General features: G+C 64.6%; 14 protein-coding genes. 5 read left to right on the top strand and 9 right to left on the bottom strand.

Annotated elements, in window-relative coordinates; translation table 11 throughout:
• The first annotated feature begins 60 nt into the window (after nt 1-60).
• Both B2V17_RS01685 and B2V17_RS01690 read left to right on the top strand, forming a co-directional pair.
• Complete coding sequence (locus tag B2V17_RS01685; protein WP_292994507.1) at nt 61-1578, top strand: putative 2OG-Fe(II) oxygenase; 1518 nt, start codon at nt 61-63, stop codon at nt 1576-1578.
• The gene (locus tag B2V17_RS01690; protein ID WP_292994509.1) at nt 1578-3434 is read left to right on the top strand and encodes a tetratricopeptide repeat-containing sulfotransferase family protein; all 1857 of its coding nucleotides are present in this window, start codon (nt 1578-1580) and stop codon (nt 3432-3434) included. Before B2V17_RS01685 ends, B2V17_RS01690 begins: the two co-directional genes overlap by 1 nt.
• Before the next feature lie 4 nt (nt 3435-3438).
• Here B2V17_RS01690 and B2V17_RS01695 read toward each other — a convergent pair whose 3' ends face one another.
• Entirely contained in the window at nt 3439-3705 is a 267-nt protein-coding gene (locus tag B2V17_RS01695) for a hypothetical protein (RefSeq protein ID WP_292994511.1), read from the bottom strand.
• Nucleotides 3706-3845: 140 nt separating this feature from the next.
• Here B2V17_RS01695 and B2V17_RS01700 point away from each other — a divergent pair, with 140 nt between their 5' ends.
• Together B2V17_RS01700 and B2V17_RS01705 are read left to right on the top strand one after the other, a co-directional pair.
• Nucleotides 3846-5009 (top strand): aspartyl/asparaginyl beta-hydroxylase domain-containing protein, encoded by a 1164-nt coding sequence (locus tag B2V17_RS01700; RefSeq protein ID WP_292994513.1) that lies wholly within the window; start codon nt 3846-3848, stop codon nt 5007-5009.
• An 11-nt stretch (nt 5010-5020) separates the two neighbouring features.
• Nucleotides 5021-6019 (top strand): esterase-like activity of phytase family protein, encoded by a 999-nt coding sequence (locus tag B2V17_RS01705; RefSeq protein ID WP_292994515.1) that lies wholly within the window; start codon nt 5021-5023, stop codon nt 6017-6019.
• Between the two features lie 39 nt (nt 6020-6058).
• On the opposite strand, the gene rpmB is transcribed toward B2V17_RS01705, so the two are convergent.
• Nucleotides 6059-6346, bottom strand: a complete 288-nt coding sequence (gene rpmB / locus B2V17_RS01710) for a 50S ribosomal protein L28 (RefSeq protein ID WP_292994517.1) — start codon at nt 6344-6346, stop codon at nt 6059-6061.
• A 100-nt stretch (nt 6347-6446) separates the two neighbouring features.
• On the opposite strand from rpmB, the gene B2V17_RS01715 reads away from it, so the two are divergent.
• Nucleotides 6447-6908 (top strand): nucleoside deaminase, encoded by a 462-nt coding sequence (locus B2V17_RS01715; RefSeq protein ID WP_292994519.1) that lies wholly within the window; start codon nt 6447-6449, stop codon nt 6906-6908.
• 31 nt (nt 6909-6939) lie between these two features.
• Here B2V17_RS01715 and B2V17_RS01720 read toward each other — a convergent pair whose 3' ends face one another.
• From B2V17_RS01720 to B2V17_RS01750, 7 genes are all read right to left on the bottom strand, one after another.
• Nucleotides 6940-7626, bottom strand: a complete 687-nt coding sequence (locus B2V17_RS01720) for a ribonuclease T2 family protein (protein ID WP_292994521.1) — start codon at nt 7624-7626, stop codon at nt 6940-6942.
• A gap of 14 nt (nt 7627-7640) precedes the next feature.
• Nucleotides 7641-8501: a carboxylating nicotinate-nucleotide diphosphorylase gene (nadC, locus tag B2V17_RS01725; RefSeq protein WP_292994523.1), complete on the bottom strand. Its 861-nt coding sequence runs from the start codon at nt 8499-8501 to the stop codon at nt 7641-7643.
• Between the two features lie 197 nt (nt 8502-8698).
• Nucleotides 8699-9493: a LytR/AlgR family response regulator transcription factor gene (locus B2V17_RS01730; protein WP_292994525.1), complete on the bottom strand. Its 795-nt coding sequence runs from the start codon at nt 9491-9493 to the stop codon at nt 8699-8701.
• A gap of 13 nt (nt 9494-9506) precedes the next feature.
• Nucleotides 9507-10667: a sensor histidine kinase gene (locus B2V17_RS01735; RefSeq protein ID WP_292994772.1), complete on the bottom strand. Its 1161-nt coding sequence runs from the start codon at nt 10665-10667 to the stop codon at nt 9507-9509.
• A 41-nt stretch (nt 10668-10708) separates the two neighbouring features.
• Complete coding sequence (locus tag B2V17_RS01740; protein ID WP_292994527.1) at nt 10709-11446, bottom strand: DsbA family protein; 738 nt, start codon at nt 11444-11446, stop codon at nt 10709-10711.
• A 10-nt stretch (nt 11447-11456) separates the two neighbouring features.
• A complete protein-coding gene (locus tag B2V17_RS01745; protein WP_414690749.1) occupies nt 11457-12821 on the bottom strand; it encodes a M48 family metalloprotease in 1365 nt (454 codons plus the stop codon).
• Nucleotides 12822-12832: 11 nt separating this feature from the next.
• On the bottom strand, nt 12833-13789 hold the full coding sequence (locus tag B2V17_RS01750) for an alpha/beta hydrolase (RefSeq protein ID WP_292994529.1): 957 nt from the start codon (nt 13787-13789) through the stop codon (nt 12833-12835).
• Nucleotides 13790-13826 lie beyond the last annotated feature (37 nt).

Raw genomic sequence — 13826 nt, forward strand, 5'->3', positions numbered from 1 at the left:
GGGTTCCTTCGGGAACCCGCCACTTTGTTTTTATCCGCCCCCCAAGCTAAGACCTTCAGCATGTCCGAACGCGCCGCCGCTTTAGCTGCCCTTCACCGGGTGCCACCCGCCGATAGCCTTGCCTTGCTTCGGGCCGCGTCCGAGGCTCTCAGCCATGGCCTCGCCGATACTGCCGAACCCTTGCTGGCTGCCGCCGCCGAACGGCAACCCGAAGATGCCCGCCTGTGGCAGTTTTTGGGACTGGCCCGCCGGGATCAGCAGGACAGCGCCGGTGCCCACGCCGCCTTTACCCGTGCCGCTGCCCTGGCACCCGCCGACCCGCTGATCGCGCACAGCCAGGCGCGGACGGCTTTCGAGGCAGGTTTCCCTGCGCTCCCGCTGTTCAACCGCGCCCGTCAACTCGCGCCCGGCGATGGTGCGGTGGCGCTGGGCCGGGCCGCAGCCATGTTCGCCGAAGGCCAGGGCCCCGCCGCCTGTGACCAGCTCGCCCACCTCCTCGCTAGCAGCCCGGGTTGGATCGATGGTCATGTCGCCTATGCCAGGCTCAACGCCCAGGTGCGGCCGGGCGAACCAATCGACGCTACGCTTCGTCAGGCACTGCGCCAGCACCCTCAGGCCGGTGCAATCTGGCAGGCGCTGTTCCAGGTTTTGATGGAAGCGCGCAATTATCTAACGGCGCTGGAAACCGTTGCCGAAGCGCGGCAATCGCTTGGCCCCGATCTTGAACTGAACCGGATCGAGGCGGCCTGCCTCACCGAACTTGGCCAGGCCGAAAGGGCTCAAATCCTGTTCGATAATCCGCCGTTTCCCGAAAATGGCGAGATGGCCTGCTGGCCGATCCGCAACTACATCCGCCTCGGACGGATCGAAGAGGCCCAGCTGCTGGCTGAGCAAAGCTTCGAGGGGCGCAGCGAAGGGGCGCTCTGGCCCTACCGCGCGCTGCTGTGGCGGCTGACCGGTGATCCGCGCTGGCAGTGGCTGGAAGGCGACGAGCGGATGATCGGCACGTTTGACCTTTCGTCCGAGGTCGGCTCGCTCGACCGGCTGGCCGAAGTGCTGCGCAGCCTCCATGCGGCAAAGGGTCAACCGCTCGACCAATCGGTGCGTGGCGGAACTCAGACTGATGGAAATCTGCTGGCCCGCGCAGAACCCGAAATCCGCCAACTCCGAGCCGCGCTGCTCGAAGCGGTGCGCAGCTATGTTGCGCAGCTCCCGCCGCCCGATCCGGCGCATCCTCTGCTCGTCACGCAACGGGATGCGCTGAACGTGGCCGGTGCTTGGTCCGTACGGCTGACCGACAAAGGGTTCCACGCCGACCATGTCCATTGGCAAGGGTGGATCAGCTCGGCCTTCTATGTGGTGGTCCCCCGGCCCGATCCGCTCGAGCCTGAAGGCGGCTGGCTGGCGTTTGGCGAATGCCGCGATCTGCTGCCCGACTTCGCGGCATTCCGCACGGTTGAGCCAAAGCCGGGAAAACTCGCGCTGTTTCCCTCTACGCTGTGGCATGGCACGCGTCCCTTTGGTAGCGGAGAGCGTATGACCGTCGCTTACGATATCGCCCGGCCGCAGCAAGACTGATGGATCCGGTCCAAGCCATCCGCGCCGCAGCAGACGCGCTGCGCCAGCGCCAGTTCGCTGCCGCCCTTGCGGCCGCGCAGCAGGGGCTTGAAGCAGCGCCCGAGAATCCGGCACTGCTTGGCATCACCGCACTGGCGCTGCTCCAGCTTGACCGCAAGGTCGAGGCGATCCCCTATCTCCGCCAGCAAATCGCCGTGTCACCGCAGGACATGGCCGCGCGCTTCAATCTGGCGACCGTTTTGACCGCTACCGGACAAAGCGATGAGGCAAGGCACCTGGCCTTTGATCATGGCGGGCATCCCGGGCTCGCGCGTCTGGCCGGCTATTTCCACCAGCAGGATGGCGCGATAAACGCTGCGATCGCCGCTTACCGGATCACCGTTGCCGCCGCGCCGCAAGACTGGGAAAGCTGGAATAACTTGGGCAATTGCCTGACCGATGCGGGTGACTGCAACGGCGCGATCCATGCCTTTGAAAATGCTGTCAACGGCTCTCCCTATCCCAGTCTACCGGAGATTTTCCTTAATCTGAGCCAGGCCCTGAACGCCGTCAAGCAACGCGAGGCGCGCCTGCGGAATGCGGAAGAAGCAGCTCGCCGCTTTCCTGATCATCACGAAATCAAGATCGAGCTCGGCCTGGCACTCGCCGCCGCTGGTAAAAGCGAACTGGCCCGGAAGATACTTCGTGCAGCGGCGACGGCCGAAGATCACCTTGGAGAGGCACGCATCGAGTACGGCTTGCTGCTGGAGCAGGCCAATCTTCTCGACCAACTCGACGCTCACATTGCCGAATGCGAAGCGCTCGATCCGCGTCCGGAGCTCTCGTTTCTCAAGGCCTGGAGCCTGCGTCGTCGCGAACGGTTCGAAGAGGCCGAGCGCGAAGCTGCCCGCATACCCGACACGATCAATCCGATTCGTACCGCTCAGGTCAGGGCGGAGATCGCCGAGCGCCTTGGCCAAACAGCCGAAGCATTCCGCCAGTTCGAAGCGATGAACCAGGCATCGCGCGCGGCCCATCCGGCCGAGCCCGGGCCGACCTATCGCGAGACAATCGAACGCCAGACCGCAGAGATGCAGCCGCCCTTGCCGGCGGCAGCGCCGACCGCGGGACTGCCGCAGGACCCGATCTTTATCGTCGGTTCACCGCGATCCGGGACGACACTTCTCGATACCTTGCTGACGGCCCTGCCCGAACTGCAGGTGTTCGAGGAACAGCCGACGCTGTCAACTATCGAACGCGAATTTCCCGATCTTGCCAGCGAGACCGATCAAGCTCGGGTCAATGCAGCGCGAACCCGCTATTTCGAGCTGGCCGCAGCTTTGCAGGGTTCCGCCGACGGACGCCGCATCGTCGACAAGATGCCCTTGCACATGACGCACATGCCGGTGATCCATCGCCTGTTCCCCGATGCGGCGATCGTGCTGGTAGAACGTCATCCCTGTGATGCGGTGCTGAGCTGCTTCATGGCCAACTTCGCGCCCAACCATGCGATGCAAAGCTATACCGAACTGGACGAAGCCGCGCGGACCTATGCCGCGATCTTCAGCAATTTCGAACGTGCCGAAGCGCTGCTCGGGCTGAAGCCGCAGCGGGTCCGCTACGAACGGATGATTGCCGATCTCGAAGCTGAAATGCGCACCTTGCTGGCTTTTCTGGGGCTGCCCTGGCGCGATGAAGTGCTGGACAATCAGGCCAGTGCTGCCCGGCGCGGGGCGGTGCGCACCGCCTCCTACGCCCAGATCGGGCAGCCGCTATACCAGCGCGCGGTCGGCCGGTGGGAACGCTACCGCCAACAGCTGGAGCCGGTCATGCCGGTGCTCCAACCGTGGATCGAAAAACTCGGCTATCAGGATTGAGCGGTCAGTCGCTCTTCCAGCGCTGGGTCTGGCTGCGTTCCAGATCCTGGCGATTGGCCGCCGCTTCGGCGTCCCACTGGGCCTTGGTCCGGCAGACCTTCTTCGAGCCGAGGCGCGTGCCGATCGATTCAACGCGGCGGCAAACCATCTTGTTGGTTTCGCCTTCGTCGGATTGCGCAGAATTCGACGGTGCCGTGTCCGATTTCGCGGAAACCGGGCCAGCCATCATTAACAGCGCGATGGCGCCAGCTGCGATCAGGGACTTGGTCATGAAGTCGAATTCCTCGTTGCGACGTGCAATATTGCAGAAGCAAAGCTGAACCCGCCATTACCCGTCAACCGTTTTTCGATCAATTGCCCTTGTCATCATCACTTGCAATTGGTGCCCCGGCGGCACATTCCGGCGTGACGATGGTGACCGACCCTGATCTTGCGCAACGTATTGCCGCAGCCGATCGCGCCCTAGCGGCGCGGAATCCTGCCGAAGCACGCGCAATCCTTGAAGCGGCGGCGCAGTCCGAACCGCACGACCCGGCTTTCTGGCAGCGGCTCGCCACGGTCCGGCAGATCTCGGGCGCGCCAGTCAAGGCAATCGAAGCGATTGACCGGGCGCTGGCATTTGCCCCGCTCGATTTCATCAACCTGCTGATGCGAGCCCGCATGCTAGATCAGGCCGGGCAGCCCGAAGCCGGCGAAGCCTATGGTCGCGCGCTGGCCCAGAAGCGGCCCGATCCGCTGCCGCCGTCGCTCGGGCCAGCGATCGATCGGGCCGAGATCGCCTGGGCCGCGCACCAGCAGCAGCTGGAGGCACGGCTTCACGCCGCAGTTGAGGCGAGCGGGGCCGACCTTACGCCAGCGGAACGCCGCCGTGCCGAGCGGCTTGCCAGCAATGTCACCCACCGCACCCGGATCTATCATTCGCAAGCGACGCATTTTCACTATCCCGGGCTGCGCGAAATGGAGTTCCATGACCGGGCGCTGTTCCCGTGGCTGCCCGAACTTGAGGGCCTGACCCAATCGATCCGGAATGAGATGGACCAGGTCGCCAATGCCGAAGAGGCCGTTCTCGTCCCCTATGTGCAATACGGGTCGAGCGAGCCGCTGGCGCAATGGCGCGAGCTCAACCACAATCGCGACTGGACTGCGATTCATCTGATCGAGCGCGGCGAGGTAGTGGGGCCAAACGCCGCGCTGTGCCCGCAGACGATGGGATTTTTGGACGGCATGGACCAGCCCTGGATCGCCGGCTGCGGCGCCAATGCGATGTTTTCGCTCCTGGCGCCCGGCACTTCGATCCCTCCCCATGTCGGCGTCGCCAATTTCCGGCTACTCTGCCACCTGCCGCTGATCATTCCGGGCCGGTGCTGGTTCCGGGTCGGTGAGGAAGTCCATGACTGGCAGCTTGGCCAGGCCTGGGTATTCGATGACACGATCGAACATGAGGCGGTCAACGAGACCGACCAGCTGCGAGTGATCATGATCTTTGACATCTGGCACCCGGATCTCTCCCCGGCCGAGCGAGCGGCGATTGCCGCTACGGTCGGGGCTGCGGCGATGCCCGCCGGCGCGCTCTGACCGGCCCGATCATGCGGCGGCGTGTGCTTGCCTTGCTGATTGCGCTGGGTCTTGGTCTGGCGACCTGGCTGCGCAGCACTCCGCTGCCCAGCGATGACCGTCCGAACCTGACGCTTGAGCGTCTCACGCTTGATCCCACTTGCTGCCGACTGGGCCCCTTGCGGCTCGAGGCTGCCTGGCAGTTGACCAGCCGCCATTCAGCTTTTGGCGGATACTCGGCCCTCCTGACCGAGCCGCAGGGCCGGCTTCTGGCCTTCAGCGACCGCGGTTATTATCTGGAATTCTCAAAGCCCGATGGTCCGGCCCGTCCGCCACGCTTTGGGGTCACACTGACCGATCGGCGCCAGCTCAAGAACAACCGCGACGTCGAATCCGCCACCCGCGATCCGCGGACGGGGCAGATTTGGCTGGCATTAGAGGGCCGCAATGCGATTGCGCGGCATGATGCCGAGCTACGCCGCGAAGCCTTCCGCGAGGAGCGCGACTGGAAGGGCTGGTCGAACAACGCGGGGGCCGAAGCGATGGTGCGGCTGACCGACGGGCGCTTCGTCGTGCTGTGCGAATGCCGCAACAGCTGGCTTGGCGCGCAGCACCCGGCATTTCTCTATGCCAGCGACCCGACCAGCGGGATCAAGGGCCAAGCCTTTACCTTCGAAGGCGGCGATGGCTACCGGCCGACCGATATGGCGGAATTGCCCGACGGCCGGGTGCTGATTCTCGCCCGTCGATTGCTCTGGCCGATGCCAGCGCGGTTCGCCATCAAGGTGCTGATCGCCGATCCCGCCGAAATCCGCCCGGGCCAGGTTTGGAACGCGAAAGAACTGGGCGAGCTGTCCGGCGGTTGGCCGGTCGACAATTACGAAGGTCTCGCGATCGAACGCCAGGCCGACGGCAGCCTGATCGCCTGGATCATCAGTGACGAAAACGGTGCGGCCAGCCAGCGGGTGTTGCTGCTGAAAGTAGCAATCGACGAGGCCCGCCTGCCACCAAAGCAAAAGGCGCCCGGGTGACCGGACGCCTTTGAATTACTTGACGAAAGTGCGCGGGGTTTAGGCCGCAGCAGCCTTCTTCTTGAGCTCGCGCTTGACCTTCTGAGCGGTGGTCGAGAGCTTTTCATCAGAGGTCTTGAGCAGCCAGTTGTCGAGACCGCCAACGTGCTCGACCGAGCGCAGGCCCTGGGTCGAAACGCGGAACTTGAAGCTGCGGTCCAGCCCGTCAGACATCAACGTGACGTTCTGCAGGTTGGGCAGGAACACGCGCTTGGTCTTGTTGTTGGCGTGGCTGACGTTGTGGCCGACCTGGCGACCCTTGCCGGTCAGTTCGCAAATACGGGACATGGTTATACTCGCTAAAAAACTGGACGCCCATGACGGGAGAAGGCGCGCCCATACCGATTCACCCTTGCACGGTCAAGGCATTGCGGCCAATTCCGCAGAAATGAGCCGCTGGCCGCTTCCCGAACCCATGCAGATTGCCCTCGATCAGGCGCGCAAGGGCGAATCCGCCGGGGAAGTGCCGATCGGGGCGGTGATCGTCAAGGATGGCGCGGTTATCGCGACCTCGCACAACGCTCCGCGCACCCTGCAAGACCCCACCGCCCATGCCGAGGTCCTGGCGATTCGCCATGCCGCCGCCCTGCTCGGCAACGAGCGGCTTGATGGCTGCGAGCTGTGGGTCACGCTGGAGCCCTGTGCGATGTGCGCCGGGGCGATCGCCCACGCCCGGATTGCCCGGCTCTATTACGCCGCGCCCGATCCCAAGGGCGGCGCGGTCGAGCATGGGGCGCGGGTGTTCGAGCACGAGCAGAGCCTGCACCGCCCCGAGGTCTATTCGGGCATGGGCGAGGAAGAGGCGAGCGGCCTGCTGAAGACCTTCTTCGCCAGGCTGCGCTCCTCCTGAGGGCTAGGCCTGAGGGCGACCCGGCATCGGGTTAGAGCCCGCGCCAGATATTCAGCGGCACATCGTTCTTCGGGCCCAGCTTGGACGCATCGCAGGCAGTCGGCATGAATTTGCGATCATAGCAAATCTGCACCTCGCGCAGCCATCCGCCATTGCTCGTCCTAAGACCGACTGAAGCTAGAGGCAGCCCGGGATTGAGCGCGACGAAGGCCCGGCGCAGGTCACCCGCAGTCAGGGCGGGCTGGCGTGAAAGCTTGTCGGCATCGGGCAGCCGGACCGAGTTCCACAGGATCGACGCAACCTTGAAATAGCCCGCCGGGCTTTTCGCCATGCAGCTGCCGTGCTTGGCCCATTCGTGCTCGAGCAGCCAGGGCACCGGGGTCATGCACAGGTTGGCCTTGAGCTCCGCCTCGGTCGGTCGCGGGGTAACGCTGCACCACTGCGGGTACTTGCCCTGCCCGCTTTCCGGCCACAGCCCGTGGAGGACGAAGCCGAACCGGCCGATGCTGCCGTTGCATTGCAGGTTGGCGGGATCCTTGGCCGCCTTGCCGCCGCGGCAGAACTCGGGCGACCAGCTGATCGCCAGGGTATAGCCGCGAATTGGAGATACGCGCCGCGGGCCGTCGGGCTGGATCGCGCGCGGCATCTCGATGCTCTGCGGCGCACGGCACTGATAGGCCTGGGCGAGGGCCGGGGTGGGCAGCAGGGCGAGGAGCAAGAGTGTGCTGCGCATCATAGCGGGGTGAAATCCAAACCGACATCGGCGGCGGGGGCGCTCTGCGTGAGGCGGCCGACCGAGACGTAGGTCACTCCGGTGGCGGCGATCGCGGCGATGGTATCGAGCCGGACCCCGCCCGAGGCTTCGCATGGCACGCGCCCGCCGATCAGCGCCACGGCTTCCTCCAGTTCGGCGACGCTCATGTTGTCGAGCAGCACGTGGCTGGCCCCGGCGGCGATCGCGGGTTCGATCTGGTCGATCCGGTCCACTTCGCAGATGATGTCCTTGACCCCGGCTTCGCGCGCGCGGCGCACCGCTTCGGCCACGCCGCCGGCGACCAGCACGTGGTTGTCCTTGATCATCGCCGCGTCCCACAGGCCCATCCGGTGGTTCTTCGCCCCGCCCATCCGGGTGGCGTACTTTTCGAGGTGGCGCAGCCCGGGAATGGTCTTGCGGGTATCGAGCAGCACGGCATGGCCGGCCATGGCATCGACGTAGCTGCGGGTCATCGTTGCGATGCCCGACAGGTGCTGGACCGTATTGAGCGCCGAGCGCTCGGCGGTGAGCATCGCACGGGCATTGCCAGTCAGGCGCATCAGGTCGGATCCGGCGGGGACCTTGGCACCCTCTTCCACCAGCACCTCGATCTCCATGCCCGGATCAAGCGCCCTGAAAAAGGCGGCTGCGATTGGCAGCCCGGCCACGACGATCGCATCGCGGCTGTCCATCACGCCGGAGAAGCGCGCATCGGCGGGGATCACGCTCTCACTGGTCACATCGTGCCCGCCGCCGGGCAAGCCAAGGCCCAGGTCCTCGTCCAGCGTGGCGCGAACGAAGTGGGCGAGATTGAAACCGGGGAGAGTGAAAGAAGGCATTCCCAGCGTTTTGCCCGGGTTCACAGGTTGCGCAATTGTTTTCTCACGCAAAGGCGCAAAGGCGCGAAGAGGCCGCTATACACGGCGAAGCCGCCTTCTTTTTCAAACCGATGCGGCACAGGTAGCAACCCGAGACCAAGGCGGCTTCGCCGCAAGCACGAGTTCTTAGCGCCTTTGCGCCTTTGCGTGAGAATAGATCAATGCACGAACCGCGCCACTACATCCCTGTACGAGCGTGAAACCTTCACATCCGCACCGCTCTCCAGCACCAGGAAGCATTCGCCGTTGGTGTGCGGCTTGACCTGGCGGACCTGGTTGAGGTTGACGATCCAGCTGCGGTGGACCCGCTGGAACACCCGCGGATCGAGCCGGCGTTCCAGATCCTTCATTGTCTCGCGCAGGATCAGGCTGTTGTCGGCGGTGTAGATGCACATGTAATCGCCGGCCGCCTCGATCCGCTCGATCGAATCGACATCGACCCGGAAGATCTGGCCGCGATCCTTGATGTTGATGAGCTTTTCGTAGCGCGCTGCATGCTCGGGCTCTTCGGGCATGGCGTCCATAGCGTCGGGGGCGACTTCGGCCAGCACGGTCTTGAGCTTCTCTGCCTCTTCGGCAGCCTGCTTTTCGGCGATGCGCAGCCGCACCCGCTCCATGGTATCGGCCAGCTTGTCCTCGTCGACCGGCTTCATCAGGTAATTGACGGCATTGGCCTCGAACGCGCGAACCGCGTGCTCCTGGTAGGCGGTCACGAAGACGATCAGCGGCGGCTCGATCTCCATGATCCCCTTGACCACCGAGAAGCCGTCGAACCCGGGCATCTGGATGTCGAGGAACACCAGGTCGGGCTTTTCGGTCTTGATCTTGCGGATCGCCTCGCGCCCGTTCGAACAGGTGTCGATCACCTCGACATCGGGAAACTTATCGAGCCGCAGCTGCAGCCCCTGGATCGCGAGCTTCTCGTCATCGACGATAATGGTGCGGATGGTCATGGGATCAGTGCCTTTAGCCGGCCAGCGCCGGGCGTTTGTCGGCCGCAGCGGTCGGCAAGGGAGTATCGCGGCGTTCGAAGGGGATCTCGATCAGCACGGCAAAGCCGCCCTCGGCAGGCTCCATCGTTTCGAAACGGTGTTCCTCGCCATAGGCCTGGGCCAGCCGGTCGCGAATGTTCGCTAGGCCCACTCCGGTAGATACCTGTTCGCCGCCGTCGAATGTCACGCCGGTCAACCTGTTGTTCGGGCCCCCCGATTGCAACCCCGGGCCGGTGTCGGAGACGGTGATGCGAAGGTTTGGGCCGACGAGTTGCACGGCAATGGTGATTTCGGCGCCCGATTCCTGCGGACTGACCGCATATTTGATCGCGTTTTCGACCAGCGGCTGCAGCAGCAGCGAAGGAAGCAGCCCGCTTTCCGTGCCGGATTCGATCTGGAACCGGGTCCGCAGCCGCTCTTCAAACCGCATCCGCTCGATCTCGAGGTAGAGCTTCAGCGTGTCGATCTCCTGCGCCACGGTGACCCGCCCGGTCGGCTCGTTGACCAGGGTATAGCGCAGAAAGCTCGACAGCCGGCTGAGCATGGCATTGGCCGGCTCGGTCTGCTTGAGCAGCACCAGTGTGCTGATCGAGTTGAGCGTGTTGAACAGGAAATGCGGGTTGAGCTGATAGCGCAGCATCGCCAGTTGGGCCTGGGTCGCCTGGTTCTCCAGCTGGATCAGCTGGTCGTTCTGCTCTTCGATCTGCAGGAAGAAGTTGATCATGTAATAGAGCGCCGACCAGGCGAGCAGCAGGGTCGCGTCGATATAGAACAGACCGATGAACCGCTGGGCGAAGCCGGATCCGGAATCGCCAGCGTAGAGCCCGGCCACCCAGGTATCGACAAAGGCGTTGAGGAAAGCCGCCATCGGCATGACCAGGACCGTCAGGCCCCAGGTGATCAGCGGGCGCCGGTTGATCAGCTGGCGATAGATGACCGACAGGATCAGGGTCAGCGAGAGCCCGGTAATGGTCGAGATCAGGACCAATACGAGGTAGGACAGCGGCTGGCCATTGGCGAGGCCCGAGGCCCCGCGCAGCAGCATCGCCCCGCCCCAGCCCGCTGCCTGCAACCGCCAGAACGCGCGGTTCTTGTTGGCGAAGAACGGGATCGGGCGAAACGGCAAGACGGCCATGGCCCCGACCTTAGCAGGTTTTTCCATCGGCAAAGAGCGAATTACCGCTTACGGGCTTCGGCGATTGCCTTGCCCAGCACGTCCTTACCAACCGCGCCGCTGAGCAGCTGTTCGCCGACCACCCAGCTTGGCGTGCCATCGATGCCAAGCTGCCGGGCAAGTTCAAGATTGCTCGCCAGTTCAGCCTTGACCCGCGGGTCATCGATGAACTTGCGGGCGCGGTCGAGATCGAGCCCTGCCGCACGGGCGGCCGCCTCAATGCTCAGTGCATCGGTCCGCCCGGCGGCAAACATTGCCTTGTGAAACTCGGGATACTTGCCTTGCTCGGCCGCAGCCAGGCCCCAGCGCGCCGCATCAGGGCTGGTGGGTGCGATGATCGGCAATTCGCGGATGACGATTTTCAGATCGGGATTGGCGGCGATCAGGGCATCGACATCGGCCAGACTCTGGCGGCAGTAGGTGCAGGCGAAATCGGTGAATTCGACTAAGGTGACCGTGCCGTTCGGATTGCCCATCACCGCGCCGGGGAAGGGGACTTCCAGCTTGTCACCGGTGGCAGTGATCTGCTTGTTGGTTTCCCTTTTGCGCAGGTTCTCCATTGCCTCGGGCAGAATCTCGGGATGGGCGAGGATATATTCGCGCACCACGGTTTCAACCGCAGCCTTATCAGTGGTGCCGCCGCTTCGCCCGAAAGTGAAGCCGGCCGCCCCTCCGGCAAGCAGCAGGGCAATGCCGGACAAGACCAGCGGCACGGCAGGACGGGAATTTGGTTCAGCCATGCAGCCTGGGCTAACGGCGTTTCTTGCGCTGTTCAATCGCGGCGCGGGCTTCCATGGCGATATCCCCGGCGCGAATCCAGTCGGGCGAGCCGGTGGGGAGCCCGGCCTGGGCGGTCTGCGCGCTTTGCAGCGCCTGCGGATAGTTCAATTGCAATGCCTGCTGTTCGGCGCTGGCCAACCGGGCGCGGGGAAGATCGCCCTTCATCCCATAGATCACCCCCAGCTGGTACCAGGCAAAGGGATTCTCGCGGTCGCGCGAGACGGCGGCGCGCAGCACCTGCTCTGCCTCGCCCAGCTGGGCCGGATCCTCGGTCGCGATCAGGGCGTGACCGAAGGTGGTCGCGATCAGCGGGTGAAAGTTCGACAGCTGGGTCGCCCGCCGCAGCATTGGCAAAGCCTCGCCCGGGCGGCCGGATTCGAGCAGGATCTGACCCTTGAGCTCAAGGAAGTAGGGATCATTAGGGGCAAGTGTGAGCAAGGCGTCAGTCTCGGCCAGGGCCTTGTCGAGCCTTGCGTCTTTGTGAAAGGCGTAAGCGCGGGCATAGCGGGCCGGGACATCGGTCATCGTTTCGGGATAGACCTGCAGGGTCCGCTGCGGTTCGGACAAATAGCCGAACAGCTTGGCCTTGACCCGCTTGAAGCGGCCTTCCAGCTCCGGATCGGCCGGCGCATTCCAGGACGGATCCTTTTCATAGGTATCCTGCAGCGTGGTGATCCGGTCCGATGTCATCGGGTGAGTCGAATAGAACTCGCTGTCGGCATTGCGCGTAAAGCCATAGCGCATTTCGAGGTTCTGGAGCCGCTTGAAGAAGCTCAGCGAACCGCGCCCTGACAGACCGGCCTTGGAAAGGTATTCCGCTCCGGCTGCGTCTGCGCTGGCTTCCTGGCCGCGGCTGAAGGCCAGGTACTTGCCCAGTGCGGCCTGCTGGCCGGCCATGATCACCCCCATTGCCGCATCGCCCGATCCCGCTGCCGCCGCGATCCCGCCGAGCAGCAGCGAGAGGATCGAAATCCCCTGTGCCTCGCGCGAGCCGCCGTCACTGATGACGTGCCCGCCGGTGATGTGGCCCAGTTCGTGAGCAATCACGCCCTGGACCTCGAGCGCCGATCCGGCCTCATTGATCAGGCCGGCATTGATGTAGACCGCTTGTCCGCCGGCGACGAAGGCGTTGATCGACATGTCGCCAACCAGCACAACCGATACGTTGCGCGGATCGAGCCCGGCGGCGCGGATCAGCGGCGTCGCCATGTCGTGCAACAGGGCTTCGGTTTCGGCATCGCGCAGGATCGATTGGGCCATGGCCGGCTGCGCGATCAGCGTCATGGCCAGCACTACCGCCAGGCAGCGGACGAAAAAGCGGTTGAGCGCGCGCATCGGGGCCACGCTTAGCGGCCTGCCGCCTGAACCGGTGCTGAAGCGCCGCCGTGCGCGGCCAGGAAAGCCAGCACCGGATCGAGCACCCGGCGATCCCGGTCGAACGGCGCCGCCAGTTTCATCGCTGTACCGGAATGATCCACTCCGGTCAGGATCACCGGCTCGGTCGCTTGCCCTGCGGCGCTAAGCGCCTTGGCGAGGACGCGGGAATTGCGGGGCTTGACCGTTTCGTCGGCATCGCCGGTCAGCAGCAGCATTGGCGGGCCATCGCCGCGGACGTGGTTGATCGGCTGAGTGATCGCGGGATCGGCTTCATGGCCAAAGGCATTGCGCGCCGAATCCGATGTGAAGGGGAAGAAGTCATAGGGACCGGACAGGCCCACCACCCCTTTGAGGAACCCATCCGGCACCCCGGCGCGGCCGAGCCACTGGCGCTCCAGCCCCAGCATGACGACGTTGTAGGCTCCGGCCGAATGGCCCATGGCAAAGACCCGTCCGGGATCGCCGCCATATTTCGCTGCGTTTTCTTGAACCCAGGCCATGGCCAGGGCGCTGTCCTGCAGCATGTGCGGGTAGCGTCCCTCCGGCCCAAGCCGGTATCCGGCGAGCACGACGACATAGCCGGCCCGGGCGAACTGCCGGCCGACAAAGCGGTAATCGCCGGGTGTGCCCGAATGCCAGCCCCCGCCATGAATGAAGACCAGCACCGGGCGCGGTGCAGCGGCCGCCGCGTCGGGCACGATCACGCCGATCCGCTGCGCCTCAAGCGGGCCATAGCGGCCCTCGGCCAGCGCCACGCGGTAGCCCGCATTGCCGCCGAACTGACGGTCGGCCCAGTCGAGCAGGCCAACCGCATTGGTCGCCATCGCATAGCGCCAGGCCCCGAACAGCGCGCCCGCCATCAGTGCCAGGATGATCGCAATCCAGCCCATCCGCGAAATCTGCCTCTGCTTGGCAACCTCAGTCATCGGGGCCGTCTAAGCCGTTTTGCGCGCGGGGGAAAGC

Source organism: Novosphingobium sp. UBA6272 (genome assembly GCF_002440635.1).
In the GTDB taxonomy this organism is placed as follows: Bacteria; Pseudomonadota; Alphaproteobacteria; order Sphingomonadales; family Sphingomonadaceae; genus Novosphingobium.

Coding starts and splice junctions, on each gene's coding strand:
- B2V17_RS01685 (WP_292994507.1), top strand. CDS start 61: ATGTCCGAACGCGCCGCCGCTTTAGCTGCCCTTCACCGGGTGCCACCC.
- B2V17_RS01690 (WP_292994509.1), top strand. CDS start 1,578: ATGGATCCGGTCCAAGCCATCCGCGCCGCAGCAGACGCGCTGCGCCAG.
- B2V17_RS01695 (WP_292994511.1), bottom strand. CDS start 3,705: ATGACCAAGTCCCTGATCGCAGCTGGCGCCATCGCGCTGTTAATGATG.
- B2V17_RS01700 (WP_292994513.1), top strand. CDS start 3,846: ATGGTGACCGACCCTGATCTTGCGCAACGTATTGCCGCAGCCGATCGC.
- B2V17_RS01705 (WP_292994515.1), top strand. CDS start 5,021: ATGCGGCGGCGTGTGCTTGCCTTGCTGATTGCGCTGGGTCTTGGTCTG.
- rpmB (WP_292994517.1), bottom strand. CDS start 6,346: ATGTCCCGTATTTGCGAACTGACCGGCAAGGGTCGCCAGGTCGGCCAC.
- B2V17_RS01715 (WP_292994519.1), top strand. CDS start 6,447: ATGAGCCGCTGGCCGCTTCCCGAACCCATGCAGATTGCCCTCGATCAG.
- nadC (WP_292994523.1), bottom strand. CDS start 8,501: ATGCCTTCTTTCACTCTCCCCGGTTTCAATCTCGCCCACTTCGTTCGC.
- B2V17_RS01730 (WP_292994525.1), bottom strand. CDS start 9,493: ATGACCATCCGCACCATTATCGTCGATGACGAGAAGCTCGCGATCCAG.
- B2V17_RS01735 (WP_292994772.1), bottom strand. CDS start 10,667: ATGGCCGTCTTGCCGTTTCGCCCGATCCCGTTCTTCGCCAACAAGAAC.
- B2V17_RS01740 (WP_292994527.1), bottom strand. CDS start 11,446: ATGGCTGAACCAAATTCCCGTCCTGCCGTGCCGCTGGTCTTGTCCGGC.
- B2V17_RS01745 (WP_414690749.1), bottom strand. CDS start 12,821: ATGCGCGCGCTCAACCGCTTTTTCGTCCGCTGCCTGGCGGTAGTGCTG.
- B2V17_RS01750 (WP_292994529.1), bottom strand. CDS start 13,789: ATGACTGAGGTTGCCAAGCAGAGGCAGATTTCGCGGATGGGCTGGATT.